Source organism: Mesorhizobium sp. WSM4821, assembly GCF_055901555.1.
The window spans coordinates 1,877,852-1,897,486 of record NZ_CM148371.1 but is presented as its reverse complement, the minus strand read 5'-3'; the positions used below and the strand labels follow the sequence as shown (position 1 = coordinate 1,897,486).

General features: G+C 62.8%; 17 protein-coding genes. 11 read left to right on the top strand and 6 right to left on the bottom strand.

Features of this window, described 5'->3' with window-relative positions:
- The first annotated feature begins 23 nt into the window (after positions 1-23).
- The 4 genes from AC0NID_RS09095 to AC0NID_RS09080 are packed head-to-tail and all read left to right on the top strand — an operon-like array spanning position 24 to position 3,891.
- Entirely contained in the window at positions 24-1,013 is a 990-nt protein-coding gene (locus tag AC0NID_RS09095) for a sugar ABC transporter substrate-binding protein (RefSeq protein ID WP_473456178.1), read from the top strand.
- Positions 1,010-2,011, top strand: coding sequence for an ABC transporter permease (locus tag AC0NID_RS09090; protein ID WP_473456177.1), 1,002 nt, complete (start codon positions 1,010-1,012; stop codon positions 2,009-2,011). The genes AC0NID_RS09095 and AC0NID_RS09090 overlap by 4 nt, the downstream gene beginning before the upstream one ends.
- Entirely contained in the window at positions 2,008-2,772 is a 765-nt protein-coding gene (locus AC0NID_RS09085; RefSeq protein WP_473456176.1) for an ATP-binding cassette domain-containing protein, read from the top strand. The genes AC0NID_RS09090 and AC0NID_RS09085 overlap by 4 nt, the downstream gene beginning before the upstream one ends.
- A 27-nt stretch (positions 2,773-2,799) precedes the next feature.
- Positions 2,800-3,891: a Gfo/Idh/MocA family protein gene (locus AC0NID_RS09080; RefSeq protein ID WP_473456175.1), complete on the top strand. Its 1,092-nt coding sequence runs from the start codon at positions 2,800-2,802 to the stop codon at positions 3,889-3,891.
- 3 nt (positions 3,892-3,894) lie between these two features.
- Here AC0NID_RS09080 and AC0NID_RS09075 read toward each other — a convergent pair whose 3' ends face one another.
- Together AC0NID_RS09075 and AC0NID_RS09070 are read right to left on the bottom strand one after the other, a co-directional pair.
- On the bottom strand, positions 3,895-4,164 hold the full coding sequence (locus AC0NID_RS09075) for a hypothetical protein (RefSeq protein WP_473456174.1): 270 nt from the start codon (positions 4,162-4,164) through the stop codon (positions 3,895-3,897).
- Between the two features lie 226 nt (positions 4,165-4,390).
- Positions 4,391-4,927, bottom strand: a complete 537-nt coding sequence (locus AC0NID_RS09070) for a TetR/AcrR family transcriptional regulator (RefSeq protein WP_473456173.1) — start codon at positions 4,925-4,927, stop codon at positions 4,391-4,393.
- A gap of 149 nt (positions 4,928-5,076) precedes the next feature.
- On the opposite strand from AC0NID_RS09070, the gene AC0NID_RS09065 reads away from it, so the two are divergent.
- Positions 5,077-6,333, top strand: a complete 1,257-nt coding sequence (locus tag AC0NID_RS09065) for an efflux RND transporter periplasmic adaptor subunit (protein WP_473456172.1) — start codon at positions 5,077-5,079, stop codon at positions 6,331-6,333.
- On the top strand, positions 6,330-9,413 hold the full coding sequence (locus AC0NID_RS09060; RefSeq protein WP_473456171.1) for an efflux RND transporter permease subunit: 3,084 nt from the start codon (positions 6,330-6,332) through the stop codon (positions 9,411-9,413). The genes AC0NID_RS09065 and AC0NID_RS09060 overlap by 4 nt, the downstream gene beginning before the upstream one ends.
- 97 nt (positions 9,414-9,510) lie before the next feature.
- On the opposite strand, the gene AC0NID_RS09055 is transcribed toward AC0NID_RS09060, so the two are convergent.
- On the bottom strand, positions 9,511-9,972 hold the full coding sequence (locus tag AC0NID_RS09055) for a L,D-transpeptidase (protein ID WP_473456170.1): 462 nt from the start codon (positions 9,970-9,972) through the stop codon (positions 9,511-9,513).
- Positions 9,973-10,792: 820 nt separating this feature from the next.
- Here AC0NID_RS09055 and AC0NID_RS09050 point away from each other — a divergent pair.
- Complete coding sequence (locus AC0NID_RS09050; RefSeq protein ID WP_473456169.1) at positions 10,793-10,975, top strand: hypothetical protein; 183 nt, start codon at positions 10,793-10,795, stop codon at positions 10,973-10,975.
- 39 nt (positions 10,976-11,014) lie between these two features.
- On the opposite strand, the gene AC0NID_RS09045 is transcribed toward AC0NID_RS09050, so the two are convergent.
- Positions 11,015-11,701 (bottom strand): winged helix-turn-helix domain-containing protein, encoded by a 687-nt coding sequence (locus AC0NID_RS09045; RefSeq protein WP_473456168.1) that lies wholly within the window; start codon positions 11,699-11,701, stop codon positions 11,015-11,017.
- A gap of 95 nt (positions 11,702-11,796) precedes the next feature.
- Here AC0NID_RS09045 and AC0NID_RS09040 point away from each other — a divergent pair, with 95 nt between their 5' ends.
- Together AC0NID_RS09040 and AC0NID_RS09035 are read left to right on the top strand one after the other, a co-directional pair.
- Positions 11,797-12,525: a response regulator gene (locus AC0NID_RS09040; protein WP_473456167.1), complete on the top strand. Its 729-nt coding sequence runs from the start codon at positions 11,797-11,799 to the stop codon at positions 12,523-12,525.
- Between the two features lie 74 nt (positions 12,526-12,599).
- The gene (locus AC0NID_RS09035; protein WP_473456166.1) at positions 12,600-14,687 is read left to right on the top strand and encodes a GAF domain-containing sensor histidine kinase; all 2,088 of its coding nucleotides are present in this window, start codon (positions 12,600-12,602) and stop codon (positions 14,685-14,687) included.
- Between the two features lie 74 nt (positions 14,688-14,761).
- Here the strand turns inward: AC0NID_RS09035 and AC0NID_RS09030 are convergent, their stop codons facing one another.
- On the bottom strand, positions 14,762-15,172 hold the full coding sequence (locus tag AC0NID_RS09030; protein ID WP_473456165.1) for a hypothetical protein: 411 nt from the start codon (positions 15,170-15,172) through the stop codon (positions 14,762-14,764).
- Between the two features lie 462 nt (positions 15,173-15,634).
- Here AC0NID_RS09030 and AC0NID_RS09025 point away from each other — a divergent pair, with 462 nt between their 5' ends.
- Complete coding sequence (locus AC0NID_RS09025; RefSeq protein ID WP_473456164.1) at positions 15,635-16,837, top strand: aromatic ring-hydroxylating oxygenase subunit alpha; 1,203 nt, start codon at positions 15,635-15,637, stop codon at positions 16,835-16,837.
- Between the two features lie 51 nt (positions 16,838-16,888).
- Here AC0NID_RS09025 and AC0NID_RS09020 read toward each other — a convergent pair whose 3' ends face one another.
- Positions 16,889-18,307, bottom strand: a complete 1,419-nt coding sequence (locus tag AC0NID_RS09020) for an aminotransferase (protein ID WP_473456163.1) — start codon at positions 18,305-18,307, stop codon at positions 16,889-16,891.
- Positions 18,308-18,712: 405 nt separating this feature from the next.
- Between AC0NID_RS09020 and AC0NID_RS09015 the strand changes: the two genes are divergently transcribed.
- Entirely contained in the window at positions 18,713-19,630 is a 918-nt protein-coding gene (locus tag AC0NID_RS09015) for an ABC transporter permease (protein ID WP_473456162.1), read from the top strand.
- Positions 19,631-19,635 lie beyond the last annotated feature (5 nt).

Below are 19,635 nucleotides of genomic sequence, written 5' to 3'. Positions count from 1 at the left end.
AACAATTAGGAGGAGGACGAAGCATGCGCATGTTCAATTGCCTGTCGCTTGGCGCAGGACTGTTTGCAACCGCGATTTCAATGCCGGCCCATGCCGAAGACGCGGCGAAGGTCGCTGCCATCGTCAAGGGCCTCGACAACCCCTTCTTTCAATACATGCAGAAGGGCATCGAAGAGCAGGCCAAGGCCGATGGCGTCGGCGTTACCGTCCAGGCAGCAGCCAATATGGGCGATGCGACCGGGCAGGCAGACCGTCTGACCGCCATGGCCATGCAGGATTTCGATTGCTATCTGGTCAATCCGATCAGCGTCAGCAATCTCGTGCAGGCACTGGTGCCTGTCGCGCAGAAGAGCAAGCCGATCGTCAACATCGACAGCACCATCGACGCCGAGCAGGCCAAGGCGGCGGGCTTCGCCATCTCGACCTATATCGGTACCGACAATGTCGCCGCCGGCGTGCTGGCCGGCGAGGAGATGCTGAAGCTGGTGCCGAACGGCTCCAAGGTCGCCCTGGTGGCCGGCATCGTCGGCGATGTCGGCAGCAATGCCCGCATCAAGGGCTTCAAGCAGGCGGTCGAAGGCAAGCTCGACGTCGTGGTGATGGTCAGCGCCGACTGGGACCGCGAGAAGGCCCTGACCGCGGCCACCGATATCCTGGCCGCGCATCCCGATCTCGCCGGCTTCTTCGCCGCCAACGACATCATGGCGCTCGGCATCCAGCGCGCCGTGCAGACCTCGGGCAAGGACGTCAAGGTGATCGGCCTCGACGGCATCGTCGACGCGCTGAAATCGGTCGCGGCCGGCGAACTCTCCGCCACCGTCGCCCAATATCCCTATGTCGTCGGCGCCATGGGCGTGGAGGCCTGCAAGGCAGCGGCCATGGGCAAGGAACTGCCGGCCAACGTGCCGGCGCCGGTGCTTCTGATCAACAAGGACAATGCCGAAGCCTCGCTGAAGAACTTCCCGCGCCCGGGCGGCGACTATCCCGACCCCTTCCGCGAGATGTTGAAGTGAGCACTCCTGAACAAAACGCGCCCGTGCATACCGCGGGCGCGGCGGAGGAGAGCCGCCCCTCCCTGTCGGCTCTCCTCCTGGATCCTTCCTTCTGGGCCGACTGGGCATCGGTCGTCGGCCTGGTCGGCCTCGTCATCGTCTTCGGCATCGCCCAGCCGGTCTTTCTCAGCGTCGCCAATTTGCAGGCCCTGCTCCTGGCGGCAGCGATCCTGGTCGTGCTGTCGATCGGCCAAACCTTCGTCGTGGCGACCGCCGGGATCGATCTCTCGCTGGCTGCCGCGGTCATGCTCGGTGCGATCATCCTCGGCCTCGTCAACGCCGCCGGCTATGGCACCTTCCTCGCCTGTGTCTTGGCTGTTCTTGCCACCAGCGCGGTGGGCTTTCTCAACGGCGTCCTCATCACCGCCGGGAAAATTCCAGACTTCGTGGTGACGCTCGGCACGCTTTCGGGCATCACCGGGCTTGGCCTCATCCTGTCGGGCGGCGAGCCGACGATGGTTGGCTCGACCTTCCTGCTGCGGCTCGCGTCCGGCTCCTTCGGACCGTTCGGCTATCCCGTCTGGGTGGCGATCGCGGCCGTCATCGTCGCCCATATCGCGCTCTACCACACCCGCTTCGGTGTGCATCTGCTGGCCACCGGCGGCCAGGTCGAAAGCGCCGGCGCGCTTGGCATCCGCACCAACCGGGTCAAGATCGCCGCCTATACGATTTCAGGCTTCTGCGCCGGCATCGCCTCGGTGCTTCTGGTGGCGCGCATCGGCTCGGCCGAACCGCAGATCAACACCAGCCTTCTGCTGAATTCGGTGGCGGCGGTGGTCCTGGGAGGCGTCAGCCTGTTCGGCGGACGTGCCAGCATTCTCGGCCCGGCGATCGGGGCGCTGATGCTCACCGCTCTCGTCAACGGGCTGACGTTGCTCAGTGTTTCGGCCTTCTACCAACCGCTCGCCGTGGGCGCCATCGTGGTGCTGGCCGCCTTGATCATGCGGTACCAGAAATGAGCGCCGTTCATCACATCCCGTCGTCGGATGCGATCCTCGCCTGCGAAGGATTGAGCAAGCATTTCGGCGGCATCCGCGCCTTTACCGACGTCGCCTTCCAGGCCCGCCGCGGCGAGGTCACCGCGGTCATCGGCGACAACGGCGCCGGCAAGTCGACGCTGATCCGCTGCCTGGTCGGCGTGCATGTGCCGGATAGCGGCGAGATCTTCTTCGACGGCCGGCCGCGCCCCTTCGCCAATCCCGACGAGGCGCGCAAGGCCGGCATCGAGACGGTGCACCAGAACTTGGCGTTGATCGACGAACTGACCGTGGCGCAGAACCTGTTCCTCAACCGCGAGATCGTGCGCCGGATCGGCCCGATCGCCTTGCTCGACCGCAAGGCGATGCGAGAGCAGGCGCGCGCCATGCTGTCGCGTCTGTCGATCAACATGCCCTCGGTCAACCAGCGCGTGCGCCGCCTCTCGGGCGGACAGCGGCAGGCGATCTCGATCTGCCGCGCCGCTGGCTCCGGCGCCAAGCTGGTGGTGATGGACGAGCCAACCGCGGCGCTCGGCGTACAGGAAACCGCCAATGTCGAGGCGCTGATCCGGCGCCTGCGCGAGCAGGCGGTTAGCGTCATCCTGGTCAGCCACAATTTCGATCAGGTGCGGCGCCTGTCCGACCAGATCTGGGTCATGCGGGCTGGACGGATGGTGGCGACAGTGCGTTCGTCGGAGACATCGGGCAACGAGCTCGTCGCGCTTGTCACCGGTGCAGCATGAAATGATGAAGTTGCGAAGGAGTATGCCGTGGCGGTAATCCGTGTCGGACTTGTGGGCCTTGGCGAGGTCGCGCAGTCGATCCATCTGCCTGTCTTGGCCGACCAGCGTGACCGCTGGGTGATAGCGGGCGTCCATGACGTCTCGCCAAGCCTGGTGGCGCTCTGCACCTCCGAATATCCAACCGCCAGGGCCTTCGACACGGCCGAGGCGCTGATCAATTCGCCCGACATCGACGCGGTCTTCGTGCTGTCGTCCGACGACACCCACAGCCGATTCGTCCGCGCCGCCGTGGCAGCCAACAAGCACATCCTGCTGGAGAAGCCCGCTTGCCTGACGGTGCGCGAGATCGACGAATTGCTGGCGCTGACGACGAACTACGCCAGGACGATCTTCGTCGGCTACATGCGCCGCTATGCGCCGGCCTATCTGGCGGCCAGGGACGAACTGCCCGATGCTGCCGACATCACCCATGTGCGCATCTTCGACCTGATCTCCGAGGGCCGGCATTTCCTGAAGAAAAGCCAGAACATCCTTTATCCTACCGACATTGACCCGGCGCTGCTGGAGCGCGGCGCCAGCGAGCGCGACGCGCTCATCCGCGAGGTCGTCGGCGCCGATGCGCCGGCCGACCTCGTGCGCGCCTATCGTGGCCTGACCGCGCTGTCGTCGCACCACATCTCAGCGATGCGAGGGCTCATCGGCGAACCGGTCCGCGTGCTAGCCGCGCACCGCACCAATGGCGGCGCCAACACCAGCGTGACCTTCGACTATGGCCATTTCGCCTGCTGCTACGACGCGGTCGTCGACGATCTCGGCCTGTTCGACGCCATGATCGAGGTGCGCTCGAACACCAAACGCGTCCGCATCATCTATGATACGCCCTACATCCGCAGCCTGCCGACACGGCTCGAAGTGACGGAAGCCGGACCGCTCGGCCCGGCAACCAGGACCTTCGGGCCGCTCTATGGCGATGCCTTCTCGAATGAACTCGCAACCTTCCACCGCCACATCACCGACGGCACGAAGCCGCTGACGGACCTCGCGGACTCTCGCCGCGACCTCGCCCTGATGGCCGAGATCATCGCGCGGATGAAGGAGGCTCGCAGGCGCTCAGTCTAGCCCCTATTTGCCGCAATGATGATCGTTGATCTTGTTCAACGCGTTCGCGTCAGGCCCGACCCTGTGGTAGGAGCAGGCTCCCGCGGCCGTGGTGACCAATTGCTGGTCATAGTAGCGCGGTCCGCCGAACAGGATGTCGATGATATCGCCATCGGCAGGAACATAGCGTTCGGATTGGGCCTTGTCGTCGCGACTTCCAGCGAAAGCCGACGCGGACATGCTCAAGACCACCCCGAAAACAAGGGCGCGGATCGCGAAGCTTTTTCTCGTCATATGCAACCCCTCCTGGCCATTCAGATTCCCACTATACATCCAAAAGCGCCAGCCGGACAAAAGTTCCCTGAGCGGCGCCTTGGGCAACCGCTCAACCCGATGGCCGGCCAGTCGTGGCAATCAGGCCGGATGGAGCTACGCGCTTTCGTACACCTGCCGCCACCAGCAGGTCAACGAAAGCGCGCCTTGGCCGGCCTGAAGCGCCGGCCCAGGCGCTCGCGGCAATCTATCCCGCAATCTCTAGCAAGGAGGATACCAGCAACCGACGTTCGTCCTGTGAAAGGACGTCCGAGTCGAAGAGGTTCATACTGCGAAGCCCTTCGATGGCGAGATAGCAGACAAGCAGCGCCTTTAGGTCCGGCGTCTCTTCCTTGAGCCGCTCGAAAACCTCCCGCCTGAACGATTTTATCGGTGTCAGGAAATCGGGATCCTCGGCGATCGCCGAAAATATCCAGGAGGCCGACGGTTTCGATTCCTCGGCATGTTCGGCGGAAAGCTTGATATAGGTCGCAAGCGGGCTTTCGCCGCTGGCGCCGGCCGTGCGGGCGGACTCCAAAGCCTGCTCGAAGGCGCGCAGGTAATCCTCCACCAGCGCCTGCATCAGTTTCGCCTTGGTCGGGAAATTGTACAACAAGCCGCCTTTAGACACGCCGGCGCGGCTGGCGACGGCGTCCAGCGACAGGCTGCCGGGACCCGTCTCGCGCGCCACGTCGGCGGCGGCCGCGAGTATCCTGTCGCGCGAATTTGCCCTGCGAGCTTTCATCAATCCCTCCCATTACATTAGCCTAGGCACAATTGACAAGACCGTCCAGACGGTACAGTAAGACCGCCGCCATTTGAAATCGGGACCTGCCATCGATATGAGTCCCGATATCCAACCGTTATGCCGATTGCCGGCCGAGGGGATTGTTCGTGATCAAGCGCTTCATCATCGCCTTCATTCTGCTCGTACTGGTGTGCGGCGGCATCGTCGGCTTCAATCTGTTTCGCGACAATGCGATGCAGCAGTTTTTCGCCACCATGAAGCCGCCGGCGGCGACCGTGTCGACGACGATCGTCAAGCCGACGGACTGGACGCCGGGCATCGAGGCGATCGGCACGGTCAGCGCGGTACGCGGCGTCGACCTGACCGTCGAGACCGCCGGCATCGTCAAGGACATCCTGTTTCACGCCAATCAGAAGGTTGAAGCCAACGCAGTTCTCCTTCAGCTCGACGATGCCGCCGAGCGCGCCGATCTAGCTGCAACGAAGGCGCAAGCAGCGCTCGACCAGACGGCGTTGACACGCGCCCTTGAATTGCAGAAACGCGGTGTCGGCTCTGAATCGACGCTTGACACGGCGCGGGCAACCGCATCGGCTTCCACCTCACGGGTCAACAGGCTGCAGGCAGTGCTCGATCAGAAGCTACTGACGGCACCCTTCGGCGGCACCGTGGGGATCCCGAGGATCGATCTCGGCCAGTATCTGACACCCGGCACTTCCGTGGCGACCCTGCAGGATCTGGACACGATGCGGGTTGATTTCTCGGTGCCCGAACAGCAGCTTCCGCTGCTGAAGATCGACCAGAAGGTGCGGCTGGGCGTTGGAGACGGCGAGCTGCCGTTCTCGGGCACCATCCGCGGTATCGACCCGAAGATCGACCCGACCAGCCGGCTGGTGACGGTCAGGGCCGAGCTCGCCAACCCCGAAGGCAAGCTGACCCCTGGCCAGTTCGTGCAGGTGCGCGTCGAATTGCCCGAGGAAAACAACGTACTGACGGTACCGCAGACCGCGCTGACCTCCAGCCTGTACGGCGACTTCGTCTTTGTGGTGCGTCCGGCGAAGCCTGCCGCCGCCAAGGGCGCGGCCCCCGATGCTGGAGCGAAGCCGGAAGAAAAGCCAGCCACGGATACCGCGGCCGAAGCGACCGCGGCAAAATCCGAGGAAAAGCCGGCCCCCGCCCCGGCCCAACCGAGGGCGGAAGAGCAGAAGCCGCAACTCGTGCTCGCCCAGGTTTTCGTCAAGCCCGGCCGCCGCAACGGCGGCCTGGTTGAGATCCTGGAAGGCCTCGCACCCGGCGACGAAGTCGTTACCGCAGGCCAAAACCGGCTCTCCAACGGCATGTCCGTTGCCGTCGACAACACGATCGACCCGACCAAGCCGGCGAACCAGCAGGCAGCCCAGAAATGAGCTTTTCCGACATTTTCATCCGCCGTCCGGTCCTTTCGACCGTGCTCGCCTTGATGATCCTGCTTCTGGGTTTCCAGGGCATCTTCAACCTTTCGATCCGGCAGTATCCGGAGGTTGAAGAAACCGCCATCACGATCACCACGGCCTATCCCGGCGCCAGCGCCGACCTGATCCAGGGGTTCATTTCCGCGCCGATCGCCCGTGCCGTCGCTTCGACCGAAAACATCGATTATGTCACGTCGGCGAGCCGGCCGTCATCCAGCACCGTAACGGTGCAGATGAAACTCGGCTCCAACCCCGACGTCGCGCTGAACGAAGTCTTGTCGAAGGTGCAAGGCGTGCGCGGCGACCTGCCGAGCGAGGCCGAAGACCCAGTGATCGTCAAGGGCACCGGCGAGCAGTTCGCGATGATGTATATCTCGATGCAGAATCCGAACATGACGCCGGAACAGCTCACCGAGTATATCGAGCGCGTCGTGCGGCCGCGCATGTCGACGGTCGAGGGTGTCGCCGACGTTCAGATCTTCGGCGCCGCCGAATATTCGATGCGCGTCTGGATCGACCCGATCAAGCTGGCGGCGCGCGGCGTGACGGCGGCGGAAGTGCTGACCGCCATCAACGAGTCGAATTTCCTCTCCGCGCCGGGCAATACCGAAAACGAATATGTGGTTTCCTCGATCACCGTTCGCTCGACGTTGCAGACGCCGGAGGCTTTCGCCGCCCTTCCACTCCGTTCGAAGGACGGAAATGTGGTGAGACTGCGCGACGTGGCGCGCGTCGAGCTCGGCGCGGCGAACACCGACACCAGGGTCACCTTCAACGGCAAGCCCGGCATCTTTCTCGCCATCTTCCCGACGCCCGCCGCTAATCCGCTGACGACAGCGCAGGCGATCCACGAAATCGTGCCGACGATCCAGGAGACGCTGCCGCTCGGCATGACGATCGAGATCGTCTACGATTCGACCGAGCAGATCAGCGCGTCGATCGAGGAGGTGTTCAAGACCATCGGTGAGGCTGTCGCCATCGTCATCGTCGTCATCCTGCTCTTCCTCGGCTCGTTCCGCTCGGTGCTGATGCCGATCGTGACCATCCCGCTGTCGCTTATCGGCGTCTGTTTCCTGCTGTTTTCGCTGGGCTATTCGATCAACCTTCTGTCGTTGCTGGCCATGGTGCTGGCGATCGGCCTCGTCGTTGACGACGCTATCGTGGTGGTAGAAAACATTCACCGCCACATGGAGGAAGACGGTCTGTCGCCGATGCAGGCGGCCTTCAACGGCATGCGGGAGATCTCGTCCGCCGTCGTCGCCATGACGATAACGCTGGCCGCCGTGTTCGCGCCGCTGGCCTTCACCGGCGGCCTGACCGGCGCGCTGTTTCGCGAGTTCGCGGTGACGCTTGCCGGCTCGGTGGTGCTTTCGGGTGTCGTCGCCCTCACCATCACGCCGATGATGTCGGCACGCATCCTGAGGGCCGGCTCGCACAGTCGCTTCCAGCGCATCGTCGACAACACGTTCGGGCGCGTCGAAAACACCTATGAGCGGCTGGTCAGCGGCTCGTTGAAATATCGCCCGGTGACGCTGATGATCGTCATCGCACTGGTCGCCACGACCGGTTTCATGTTCACCAAGACCGCGAGCGAACTGGCGCCCGAAGAAGACCAGGGCTTCTTGCTGTCTATTGTGAACGCGCCGCGCTACGCAACGTCGGACTACACCGAGACCTATGTGAACCAGATTCTCGGGCTGGTGAATGATATCCCCGAAACCAGGGCGCGGTTCTCCGCCGTCGCGTTCCAAGGCCCGACGAACAACGCCTTCGTCGGTTTCGCATTCAAGGACTGGGCCGAGCGCGAGCGCAGCTCGAAGGAACTTCAGGAGGACATCACCGCCCGCCTTGCCAAGGTGGCGGGCGTCGAGGCTTTCGTCTTCGCCCCACCGACGCTGCCCGGCTCCGGCGGCGGCCTGCCGATCACGATGGTCGTGCGCTCGACCGGCGACGCCTCCCAGGTTTACGAGGCGGCCGAGGACATCAAGAACAAGGCGCAGGCCTCCGGTCGCTTCCTCGCCGTGCAGAATTCGATGTCCTTCGACGCGCCGCAAGTGACGGTGACGATCGACCGCGACCGCGCCGCAGCGCTCAACCTGCCGATCGCCGATATCGGCCGGACACTGACCCTGTTGGTCGGCGACGCCAAAGTGGCGCAATTCGACCGTGAATCCAACAGCTACGACATCATCCCGCAGGTGCCGCAGAACTTCCGCGACAACCCTGAAAAGCTGGCCGAGTATTTCGTGCGTAGCGCATCGGGAGAGATGGTGCCGCTCTCGGCGGTGGTGAATATCTCGACCAATGCCTCGCCGGCGGCGATCGAGCAGTTCAACCAGTTGAACTCCGCCACGATTTCCGCTCTGCCATTGCCCACCGTCACCACCGGCGACGGGCTGAAGACCATCGAGGATATCGCCAGGGAAAGCCTGCCCGACACATTCTTCATCGACTATACCGGCCAGTCCAGGCAAGAGAAGGAACAGGGCTACACGATCATCATCGCCTTCGCGGCAGCCGTTCTCGTCATCTATCTGGTGCTGGCGGCGCAGTTCGAAAGCTTCCGCGATCCGCTGATCATTATGATGTCGGTGCCGCTGTCGATCTTCGGCGCGATCGTGCCGCTCAATCTGGGGTTGGGAACGCTCAACATCTACACGCAGGTCGGCCTGATCACACTGATCGGTCTGATCACCAAGCACGGCATCCTTCTGGTCGAATTCGCCAACCAGCAGCGCGAGCTCCACGGGATGCGGCGGCGCGATGCGATCGTCGCCTCGGCCAGGGTGCGGCTGCGGCCGATCCTGATGACTACGGCGGCGATGGCGCTCGGCGTGGTGCCGCTGATCATCTCCAGCGGCGCGGGTGCCGCGGCACGCTATTCGATGGGCCTGGTGATCTTCACCGGCATTCTGGTGGGAACCATGTTCACCCTGTTCGTGGTGCCGATGTTCTACACCTTCATCGCCAGCAAAGACCTGCCGCATCATGCCGAGAAGCCGGATCCGAAGCTAATGCCGGTGCCGACCGATTGATCGAGAAAAAGGCCGGAAATTTCCGGCCTTTTTCTTGGGCGGTGATATCAGACCCCGGAATGTATTCATATTCGGCAGGCGGATCGTCTTTGGTGACCTATTTGACGATAACGATCCTGGTGTTGGCGGGGCCGAAAATCTCGACAAGCTGGTAGAAATCGGCGGCATTGTCCGGATGCAGCCGCACGCAGCCATGCGAGGCCGGCCGGCCGAGGCGCTTGACGAAATTGGTAGCATGCACGGCGTAGCCGCCCTTGAAGAACACCGAATGCGGCATCGGCGCGTTGTCGTACTTCCTCGAATACCACATTTGATGCATGCGGGTCGGCTTGAACGAGCCGGTCGGGGTGACATGCCCCTTGCCGCCGGTCGAGACCTTCCACGCGAAGGTCGGTCGCCCGTCGACCAGAACTTCCATGGTCTGCTGCGAGAGCGAAACCCGCGCCACGATCTGATTGCCGGCATGAGCGGCACCATTGTCGAGGCAGAACAGAACCACCGCACCCGTGAGGGCGGCGGCAGCGATGTTGATGAGCTTGGTGGAAATGGCAGTGTACATTGTGATCCCCCTGTCTGCCGGATATGGCCGGCTCCAACGCGATGGCCTGCTTATCGTTGCGTCATGTTTCGAATGTATTTCGCAGAGAGCGCGCTTTCGTTTCGAACCCGTTTCCTCCAGTTAACAACCGGGGAAGGCGTCCCGGGCGGAACCTCGGGGCAAGACCAAGACATGACGGGTCAACTTACAGAACAGGGCCGGCGAAAGTCCCAAGCCATGGTCCAAAACGAAAGTGCGATCGTCCCGCATATGAAAGAATTTGGCTTTGCTTCGAAACCAATCTGCAACAAAGCGCTGGGCCTAGCGGCATGCTCTGGATACAGGCCAATCGCAGAGTTGACCCAACGAAAGCAGCCGGCACCAAACGAAGATGAACATGCAATCGAGCTCGACGTGCTGGCTTCTCAGGGCAAGCATGACCGCAGCGATCATTGGCGATGTCCGCACCGCCGCTGGCGCTCCGGTGACGAGGCTCGCGGGAATGACTTCAAGCGAGGGTTCGACCCTGCATGCCGCACTGTTTTTCGCCACGGTCTGGATTGTGTCCAGCCTGCGCATCTACCGGTTCAAGACCTTCTGGCGGGTCGGTTTTGGGCTGAAGAGGATGCGCGGCCCCTCCGGCAACTTGCAGCCGAGAGGACCGAAGGCCCGCGCCGCGACGGGGGGCTCCGCTGGCGGCGCGGGCACTTCGGGGGTGTCCTGGAGGACATGCTCCCGAACCGGAACATCGCGTAACGACAAGTCGGTACTGGTTTTCGGAACAGGACCATGCCCAAAAACGGGCCACACGCAGCATATCTGAATTTGGGGAGCGGATCGGATGAACACGAAATTTGCAGCTTCGGTGCTTACCGCACTGCTCTACGCACAGGGCTTGCTCGGCTTTGCCGGCCTCGCCACCATGCTTCTCAGGGACCGTGCCCATGCAAGCGAACTCGTCACGGCCAGCGAAATGGGGGCCAGCGAAATGCCGTCAGGCCCATCGCTTCTCGTGGTGCGTTGAGCGCCTGGGCAGGTGGACAGTACAGTGACGGCCCAGCCGTCAGTCGGTGAACTGCGTCGGCGGATCGAACCGATAGCCCGCACCTCGTATGGTGGTGATGGTTTCGGTGTCGAGCTTGCGGCGCAGCCGCACAATACGCGAATCGATCGAGCGATCGAAGGCATCGGCATTTTCGGCGGGCGCGGCCGCGATGATGTCGTCGCGCGTCAAGACCTTTCGCGGACTCGCCAGGAACAATCTGAGCAGCGCCACCTGGCCCGGCGACAACTGTTCTTCCGTACCGGAGCGATGCATGACCATGGCCGACCGCAGGTCGACCGTCGCATTCTCCAGCACCACCAACTCCCCGGCATTCCTGCCGCGCCGTGTCAGCAGGCCGCCGATACGGGCGGCGAGTTCCCTGACGTTGAGCGGGCTCTCGACGACGTCGGCGGCGCCGAGTTCGAGCGCCAGCACCTTGTCGACGAGATCTGCCGGCCGGCAGATCAGGATGAAATCTGGCCCACCCTCGCCGCCATGGCGCCTGAGCAGGTCACGCCCTTCCGCCTGACTGAGGCTATCGCCAACGACGACGACATCGATACCCTTTTCGGAAAGCAGGGATTCGGCCTCCCACGGCTGTCGCACCGCGCGCACGTCATGACCGCGCCGTTCGAGATGGTCGGCGAGATCGGCCGCGACCACTTCGGCGACCGAAATAAGCGCGATGACGGATCGTGCAGCCATCTTTTCCATCCCCTGCAACCGGCAACCCAAGATGAGTGCTGGACATGATGTTTATACCCAATCTACTTTCCGCTGAAAGCGGGAGCGAGAGCATAGTGCAGGCACGAATTGTCGTCGTCGAGGACGAGCCCGATCTGAGGGACGCGGTCGCCGAGTATCTCGGTGCCAGCGGCTACGACGTCGCGACGGCCGAAAGTGCCGCCGCCGCGCGAACCTTGCTGGAAACGCAGTCCTTCCATTTGGCCATCCTCGACATTGCGATGCCCGGCGAGGACGGCCTGTCGCTCGGCCGCTGGCTGCGCTCGAAAATGCCGATCGGCATCATCTATGCCACGGCCGCCGGCACCGCGCTCGACCGTATCGTCGGGCTGGAGCTTGGCGCCGACGACTACATCGTCAAGCCTTACGAATTGCGCGAGGTGCTGGCGAGGGTCCGCAGCGTATTGCGTCGCGTTCCGCAGCCAACCGAGCCGCAGGGCGCCAAGGTCGAAACTGCCAAGCGCCGTTTCATGAGCTTCGGCTCCTTCCACGCCGATCTCGACGGCAGGTTTGTGACCGGCGCCGACGGGACGGTCGTCGACATGGCCAAGAGCGAATTCGACGTGCTGGAGGTTTTCCTGACGCGCGCCAACCGGCTGTTGACGCGCACGGCGATCTCCGAGGCGATCGGCTTCGTGGAAGACTCTGAATCGTCGCGCGCCGTCGACATCCGCATCATGCGGCTGAGAAAGAAGATCGAGACGGACCCGGCCAATCCGAAATTCCTGCGCACGGTGCGCGGCGAAGGCTATATCTTCTCGCTGCCCACCGGCGAAAGTAACTGAGCCGCGCGACCGCCCGGTATCGGCCCAGTCCAGGTGTCACTCTGGCTTGGTACGACTCTGAAATAACGGTGATCATGACGGCTGAAGCAACACCCACCGATATGCAGAGCGTCAGGCAGGGCGCGGCGATGGCGGCCGTCCGTATCGTTCGCCAGCTCCGGCAAGCTGGCGACTGGCAGCGCGAGATGGAGAGCATCCTTGAGACGCTCTGCGGGGCCATGGCTTGCCAGCGCGGCATCCTGTTTCGGCTACGCGAGCTAGCCGGTCAGGGCTTTGCCCAGTCTGTCGCGGCCCACTGGATCGACCCCAGATTTGGCGGCGAGTTGGCATCGCCGACGGTCATCATGCAGTCGGTCGTCAATTCGGATCCGCTGCTGGAACGGTTGGCGGAGGACGAGCGGCAAGGCAAGATCTTCGCCGGACACACGCGCGACCTCGAAGGCTTCCTGAGAACCGACTTCGAAAAGCAGCACATCAAGTCGTTCCTGTCGGTATCGGTATTTGCGCATGGCCATCTGTGGGGCACGTTGGCGGTCAATGATTGCGTGAACGAGCGTGAATGGACCGACGAGGAAGAGGCGACCCTGCACATCGTGGCACTGGCCATCGGCGACGCTATCGAACGATCGCTTTCCGACGCCCATGCCAGTGAAGTCATTCGCCGCACCATGCTGCAGGCTTCGCTCGATGCGATCATCGTCATCGACGAGACAGGCTCGATCATCGAATTCAATCCCGCTGCCGAAAAGATGTTCGGCTACCAGCGCAGCGACATCCTCGGCAAGGACCTGCTCGACACCGTCGTTCCGGAATATTATCGCAAGGGCTATGTGTCCGGTGCTGAATACATGTCGGGCCGCGGCGCGCCGATGGTTGGCCAGAGGCTGGAGACTGTCACCCAGAATGCGGCCGGCGAGGTCTTTCCGATCGAACTGACGGCGACCGAGATGCGGGTCGCCGACCGCCGCCTGATCTTCGGCTCGATCCGCGACCTGCGCGACAAGCTCCGCGCCGAAGAGGAGATCGGCCGCCAGCGCGAAAAGCTGCACCAGAACGAGAAGATGGCCGCTATGGGCTCGCTGCTCGCCGGCGTGTCACATGAACTCAACAACCCGCTTGCGGTGGTCGTCGCTCAATCGACGCTGTTGCATGAATTCGCTTCCGACCCGCAGACCAAGGTGCGCGCCGAAAAGGTCCGCGCTGCAGCCGAGCGCTGCGGCCGCATCGTCAAGAGCTTCCTCTCGATGGTCCGCCTGCATCCCGCCACGCAGGCCGAGACCGACCTCAACCACGTGGTCCGCGCGGCGCTCGAAGTGACCGCCTACGGCGCCAGGTCGAGCGGTATCATCATCGACACCGATTTCGCCAGCGGTCCGCTGCTGGCCCTGGCCGATGCCGACCATGTGACGCAGGTGGCCGCCAATTTCCTCATCAACAGCCAGCACGCCTTGGCCGGGGTTGCCGGCGACCGGCTGATCAAGGTCCGTACGTTTCGCAGCGACCGGGGCAACCCCGGATTCTCGGTCGAGGACAATGGGCCGGGCGTGCCGGAAGCGATACGCTCCCGCATCTTCGAGTCCTACTTCACCACTAAGCCGGTTGGCGTCGGCACAGGCATCGGCCTGTCGATCTCGAAATCGATCATCGAACGGCACAACGGCAATGTCTGGTTCGAGGAGGTTCTGCCGCGGGGCGCGCGTTTCGTCGTCCAGTTACCGGCGATCCCTGCCGGCGCCGCCACCGCCGGCGACAGCCCGGTACGCTCGAGCGGATTGCGTCACGCGCTGATCATCGACGATGAGCCGGATGTTGCCGCGTCACTCTCCGACATTTTGGAGTTGATGGGCATCAAGTCACGGATCGTGCCGGCTTGGGAATCGGCTGCAGCAACCTTGACCGGCCACATGCCGCCGGACATCGTCTTTTCCGATCTGCGCATGCCCGGCACCAGCGGCATCGCCATTTATCACGAACTGCTCGCCGAAAAGCCGGATCTGGCGCGGCGCTTCGTGCTGGTCACCGGCGATCTGATCGGCGCGAAAGCCGAGATCGAGGCATTGCCCGCGCCGCAACGGCCGCAGATCCTGGAAAAGCCGTTCAGCACGTTGGACGTGCGCGGCGTGCTCTCGGCCATTGCCGACCAGGTCGCGTTGGGCGGGTAGAGCCCAAAGAAAAGGCTCCCGACCGACGATGCGGCGGGAGCCTGACCCAGCGCTGGAGGACGCTCGGGAAAGTCTCAAAAAACGTTCGGCGTATCGGTCAGCGGTGCGGCGTTGGCGATGGTGCGGATCGCACGAGCCTTGTGAATGCCGGATTGCTCGGCGATGACGCGCAGGCATTCCGCGCTCTCGGCGCCCCAGGCTTGGCCCTTGCAGACAAAATCGATCTCCGGCATAGGCAGGCGCGCGGTCTTGGTCGTGGTCGGCGCGCCGTCGACGATGTTGGCCGGCGGATTCAATGAAACGAAAGCTGGACCAACCGTCGGCGCGAATGCCATGCCGACAAATGCGGCGGCACCCAGCGCCACGAACAACGCCATCGGATGGTCGTTTACGCTCTGGCGCAGCGCCAGCCTCGGCCGCCGGTCGTTGCGCTCAGGCGCCTGCAGGCGGCGGTCATTGTAGGCAGTCTGAGTCTTTGTATACATCACCGTCCCCTTCGTTCGCTTTCTTTTGCACTTGAAACGAACTTAGTCGCACCTTGTAACAGGCCAGCGATGCTGCGTATCCAGGCATGTAACAGGCAGGAAACCGACTTTTTGCGGAGCTCTCGGTCAAAACCGGTCACAATTCGGGCAAGGGGACGACCGTGCCTCGCTGACTGTGACGGGGAAAGCGGGCCGGCTCGCGCATCGGCCCGCGTTTGTTTTCCACCTGAGAGTTCTGTTTCCACGCAGCCTTCCAAGGCTCAAGTCGAAATGAGACGCCAAATGCGAACCTTGGCTAACACACGGAATTTTTGGGGATTTCTCAGGCCCTAAGCATCCTGGACTCCGACCAAAGGCGCTTGACGAGTTTGCTCAAAGAATCATTCATACGTCAACAAGCCATTGCATTTAAATAGGAAATGTGACTTTATTGAATGAGTATTCAACAAGAGAAGACGACTCATGAACCCGCACTTCCGTGACGTTGCGATCCCTAACGAATGGGACCGGCGGGGTCTGCCGGGCTGGAGTTATCATTCCGACGCCTTGCTCGAACTCGAGAAAGAATTCGTCTTCCGCAACCACTGGCAGATCGCCGGCCATGTTTCCGACCTGCCGAATGCCGGCGACTATCTGACCATGGATGTGGTCGGCGAGCGGGCGCTGATCGTACGCGGCAAGGACGGCGTTGTGCGCGCCTTCAACAACATGTGCCGCCATCGCGGCAGCCGCGTCGTCGCCGGCATCCAGGGCACCTGCACGAACGCTCTGGTCTGTCCTTTCCATGGCTGGGTCTACAACCTCGACGGCACGCTTCGCGGTGCTGCCCGTCCACGCTCCTTCCCCGATCTCGACAAGACCGAATTCGGCCTGACGCCGCTCGATCTCGAACTCTGGATGGGCCTCATCTTCATCCGCTTCCGCAAGGGCAGCCCGCAGCCGTCGGTGGCCGAGCTCTTGAAGCCGATCGAGGCCGAGATTGCCCATTATGGTGTCGCCGGGATGGTGCCGTCCTGGGGCGTCTGGACCCAGAAGAGCCCGGTCAATTGGAAATCGGTGCGCGACGTCGACAATGAAGGCTACCACGTCGCCATGGCGCATCCCGCCTTGCAGGATCTTTACGGCGCGACCTATTTCGACGAGCCGTTCGTCAACGGCGTGTCACGCTCCTTCGCCACCTACAACCCACATGCCGGTCGGCGCTGGAGCGTCAGGCAGTACGTCAAGATCGCGCCCGAGGCCGCGCACCTGCCGCAGCACCTGCGCAAGGCGTGGATCTACTACGGCATTTTTCCGAACAACGTGCTGTCGGTCATGCCGGAATCCGTGCAGTTCTATCAGGAGTTCCCGCTGTCGACCGGCGAGACGCTGTTGCGCGGCGCCATTTACCGCTATCGCGACGAAACCCGGGAGCAGGCGGCGGCACGCTATCTCTCCTACCGTATCGATCGCGAAACCATGAACGAGGACGTGCAGCTTTCCGTGTGGTCGAACGAATCCATGCTGTCCGAAGCCTTTGAGGGTTTCTATCTCTCGGACCTCGAATATGGCGTACGCACCCACCACGACCATTTGCGCAAGCAAATCCCCGTGCTCGGGTTAGAAACGGCACCGGAGGAAAAGGACATGTGGGCGCTGAACGACGCGCTGCGGTCGAGGTCGTAATGCGAGACGGCGAAGCTGCCGGCCTCCCTCAAGGGGAGACCGGCCGCCGTCTCACCCCCGCCACACACCCTCTCTCCTCAGATCGTCCATCGTCCGCGAAATGCCCTCGCGCAAGATCGACACCATGTCGTCGATCTGGTCGCGCGTGATGATCAGCGGCGGCGACATCACGCACATGTTGATCAGCGGCCGGACCAGCAGGCCAAGCTCGTGGCAATGCGCGTCGATGCGCTTGCCGACATCCTTGTCGAGCTGCAGCGGGTCCTTGCTTTCGCGATCGGCGACGCATTCGATACAGCCCATCAGCCCCAAGCCGCGCACCTCGCCCACCAGCGGCAGTTCCTCCAGCGTCTTCAGTTGCGCCTGGAAATAGGGCGCGACTTCGCGCGTGTGGGTCAGCACGCTTTCTTCCAGGATGTCGAGATTCTTCAGCGCCACCGCGCAGCCGACCGGATGGCTGGTGTAGGTCAGCCCGTGGCCGAACATGGCGTCCGGATGATTGGAACGGCGCAGCTCCTCGAGCAGCCGTTCCGAAATGATGACGCCGCCAAGCGGGAAATAGCCCGACGTGACGCCCTTGGCGAAGGTGATCATATCCGGTTCGATGCCAAACATATCGCCGGAAGCAAAGACATGGCCGAGCCGGCCGAAGGCGGTCACCACCTCGTCGGAAATATAGAGAATGTCGTTGTCGCGGCAGACCTCGCGAATCCGCTTGAGGTAGCCGTCCGGGGGCACGATGACGCCTCCCGACGCCTGCACCGGCTCACCGACGAAGGCGCCGATCCTGTCGGCGCCGACGCGGGCGACCGTATCGCGGAATTGATCGACCAGGGCATCGGTGAAAGCGGCAATACTCGTGCCTTTCGGGCGGCGGAACGGATCGGGCGACGATAGCTTGACCACCAGATCGTCGGCGCCGTCCATCCAGTCGCGATCGCGCGGACGCCCGTTGAGCGAGGCCGACAGATAGGTCGAGCCATGATAGGCGCCGCCCCTGCTCACAATCAGCTTCTTCTCCGGACGGCCGCGCACATTGTTGTAGAACTGCATGAAGCGCAGCGCTGTCTCCACGGCCGAGGAGCCGCCCGTGGTGAAGAAGACATGGCTGAGGTCACCGGGCGCATGGCCGGCGATGCGCATGGCGAGTTCCGCGGATGGCGCGTTCATCGTATACCACGGCGTGTTGTAGGACAGCGCCATCGACTGGTCGTACATCACCTTCGCGAGCTCCTCGCGGCGGTGGCCGATATTGATGCACCACATGCCGGCCGGCCCGTCGATCAGCCTTTTGCCGGTGCCATCCGTGATGTAGATGCCGTCGCCTTCGCCGATCAGGGTGCGCGCTTCGTTGCCGACCGAACCGGCGAACGGCCAGGGCTGAACGAGGTGGCGCTTGGCCAGCTCGACGGCATCGGCATCGCCAAGCGCAGCCGCTTCAGTCGCCCTCATATCTCTTGCAGCCGCCATCGTCGCCTCGCATCAGATTTCATCGGACAGGAAGCATGGCGCCAAAGACCGGAAAAGTTGGCTTTCTTCGCGTCATTTTGAATGTCCGTTCAATCAATATTACAGAAATAGCGCTTGATTTCAATCGGCTGATGCGCGCATGATGAAAGAAAGCTGGCAAGCACGGAGAGCGATCGGCAAAGTTATCATCGGCTTTGCGTTGGATCGCACTCCAGGCATGAAATCGGAAACAAGCGCCGGCACTGGAGCGACGTGCGTCCAATTGGACGCACAAAGTACGCTCCGGCATTTTGATCTACGCATCGTGCTTTTCGGGCCGATGCGCTAGCCAATGGGACGTCGCATGGCAGGACAATCCGTGCCAGCAGCCGAGACCACGCCCGGAGCCCTGCCCGAGGGCCTGCAATGACGGCGGCGGCGGAAGGGTCGCCCGCGTTCGGCATGACGCGGGCCAGGCGAAACGCCCTTCTGCAGTCCGAACCCGTCCAAGGCTTTGCCCTGATCAGCCCGACCTTTCTCTATGCGCTCATACTTCTGGTCCTGCCGATCCTGTTGGTCATCGCGCATTCCTTCTGGACACAGAACTACCTTACCATCGATCGCACCTTCACGCTGGAAAACTACCGCGCCGCGCTGACCGAGCCGATCTATCGCGACCTGCTCTGGCGCTCGCTCTACATCTCGCTGATGGTGAGCTTCTTCACCGTGGTCCTCGCCTATCCGATCGCCTACTTCATTTCGTTCCATGGCGGCCGCCACAAGAGCCTGTGGCTGTTCCTGATCACCATCCCGTTCTGGACCAGCTACCTGCTGCGCGTAATGTCGTGGAAGGTCATCCTCGGCTACAACGGCGTGCTCAATTCCGGCCTGATGGGCCTTGGCGTGATCGACGAGCCGTCGACGGCGCTGCTTTACAATTCGAGCGCCGTCATCATCACCCTGACCCATGCCTGGGCGGCCTTCGCCATCCTGCCGATCTTCGTGTCGCTGGAAAAGGTCGACCGCACGCTGGTCGAGGCGGCCACGGACCTCGGCGACGGTCCCATCCGTTCCTTCCTGCGCGTGACCCTGCCGCTGTCGGCGCCCGGCATAATTGCGGCGGCGCTGATCGTCATGATCCCGACGGTCGGCGACTATGTCACGCCGAAACTTGTCGGCGGCAAGGACGGCGTCATGATCGCCAATGCCATCCAGGCGCAGTTCGGCAAGGCCTCGAACTGGCCGCTGGGTGCAGCACTTTCCGTCACCACCATGCTGATCGTGACGCTGATGGCTGGCGCCACCGTGGTGATCATCCGCGCGGCACAGAGGCTGGCGCGATGAGGCTG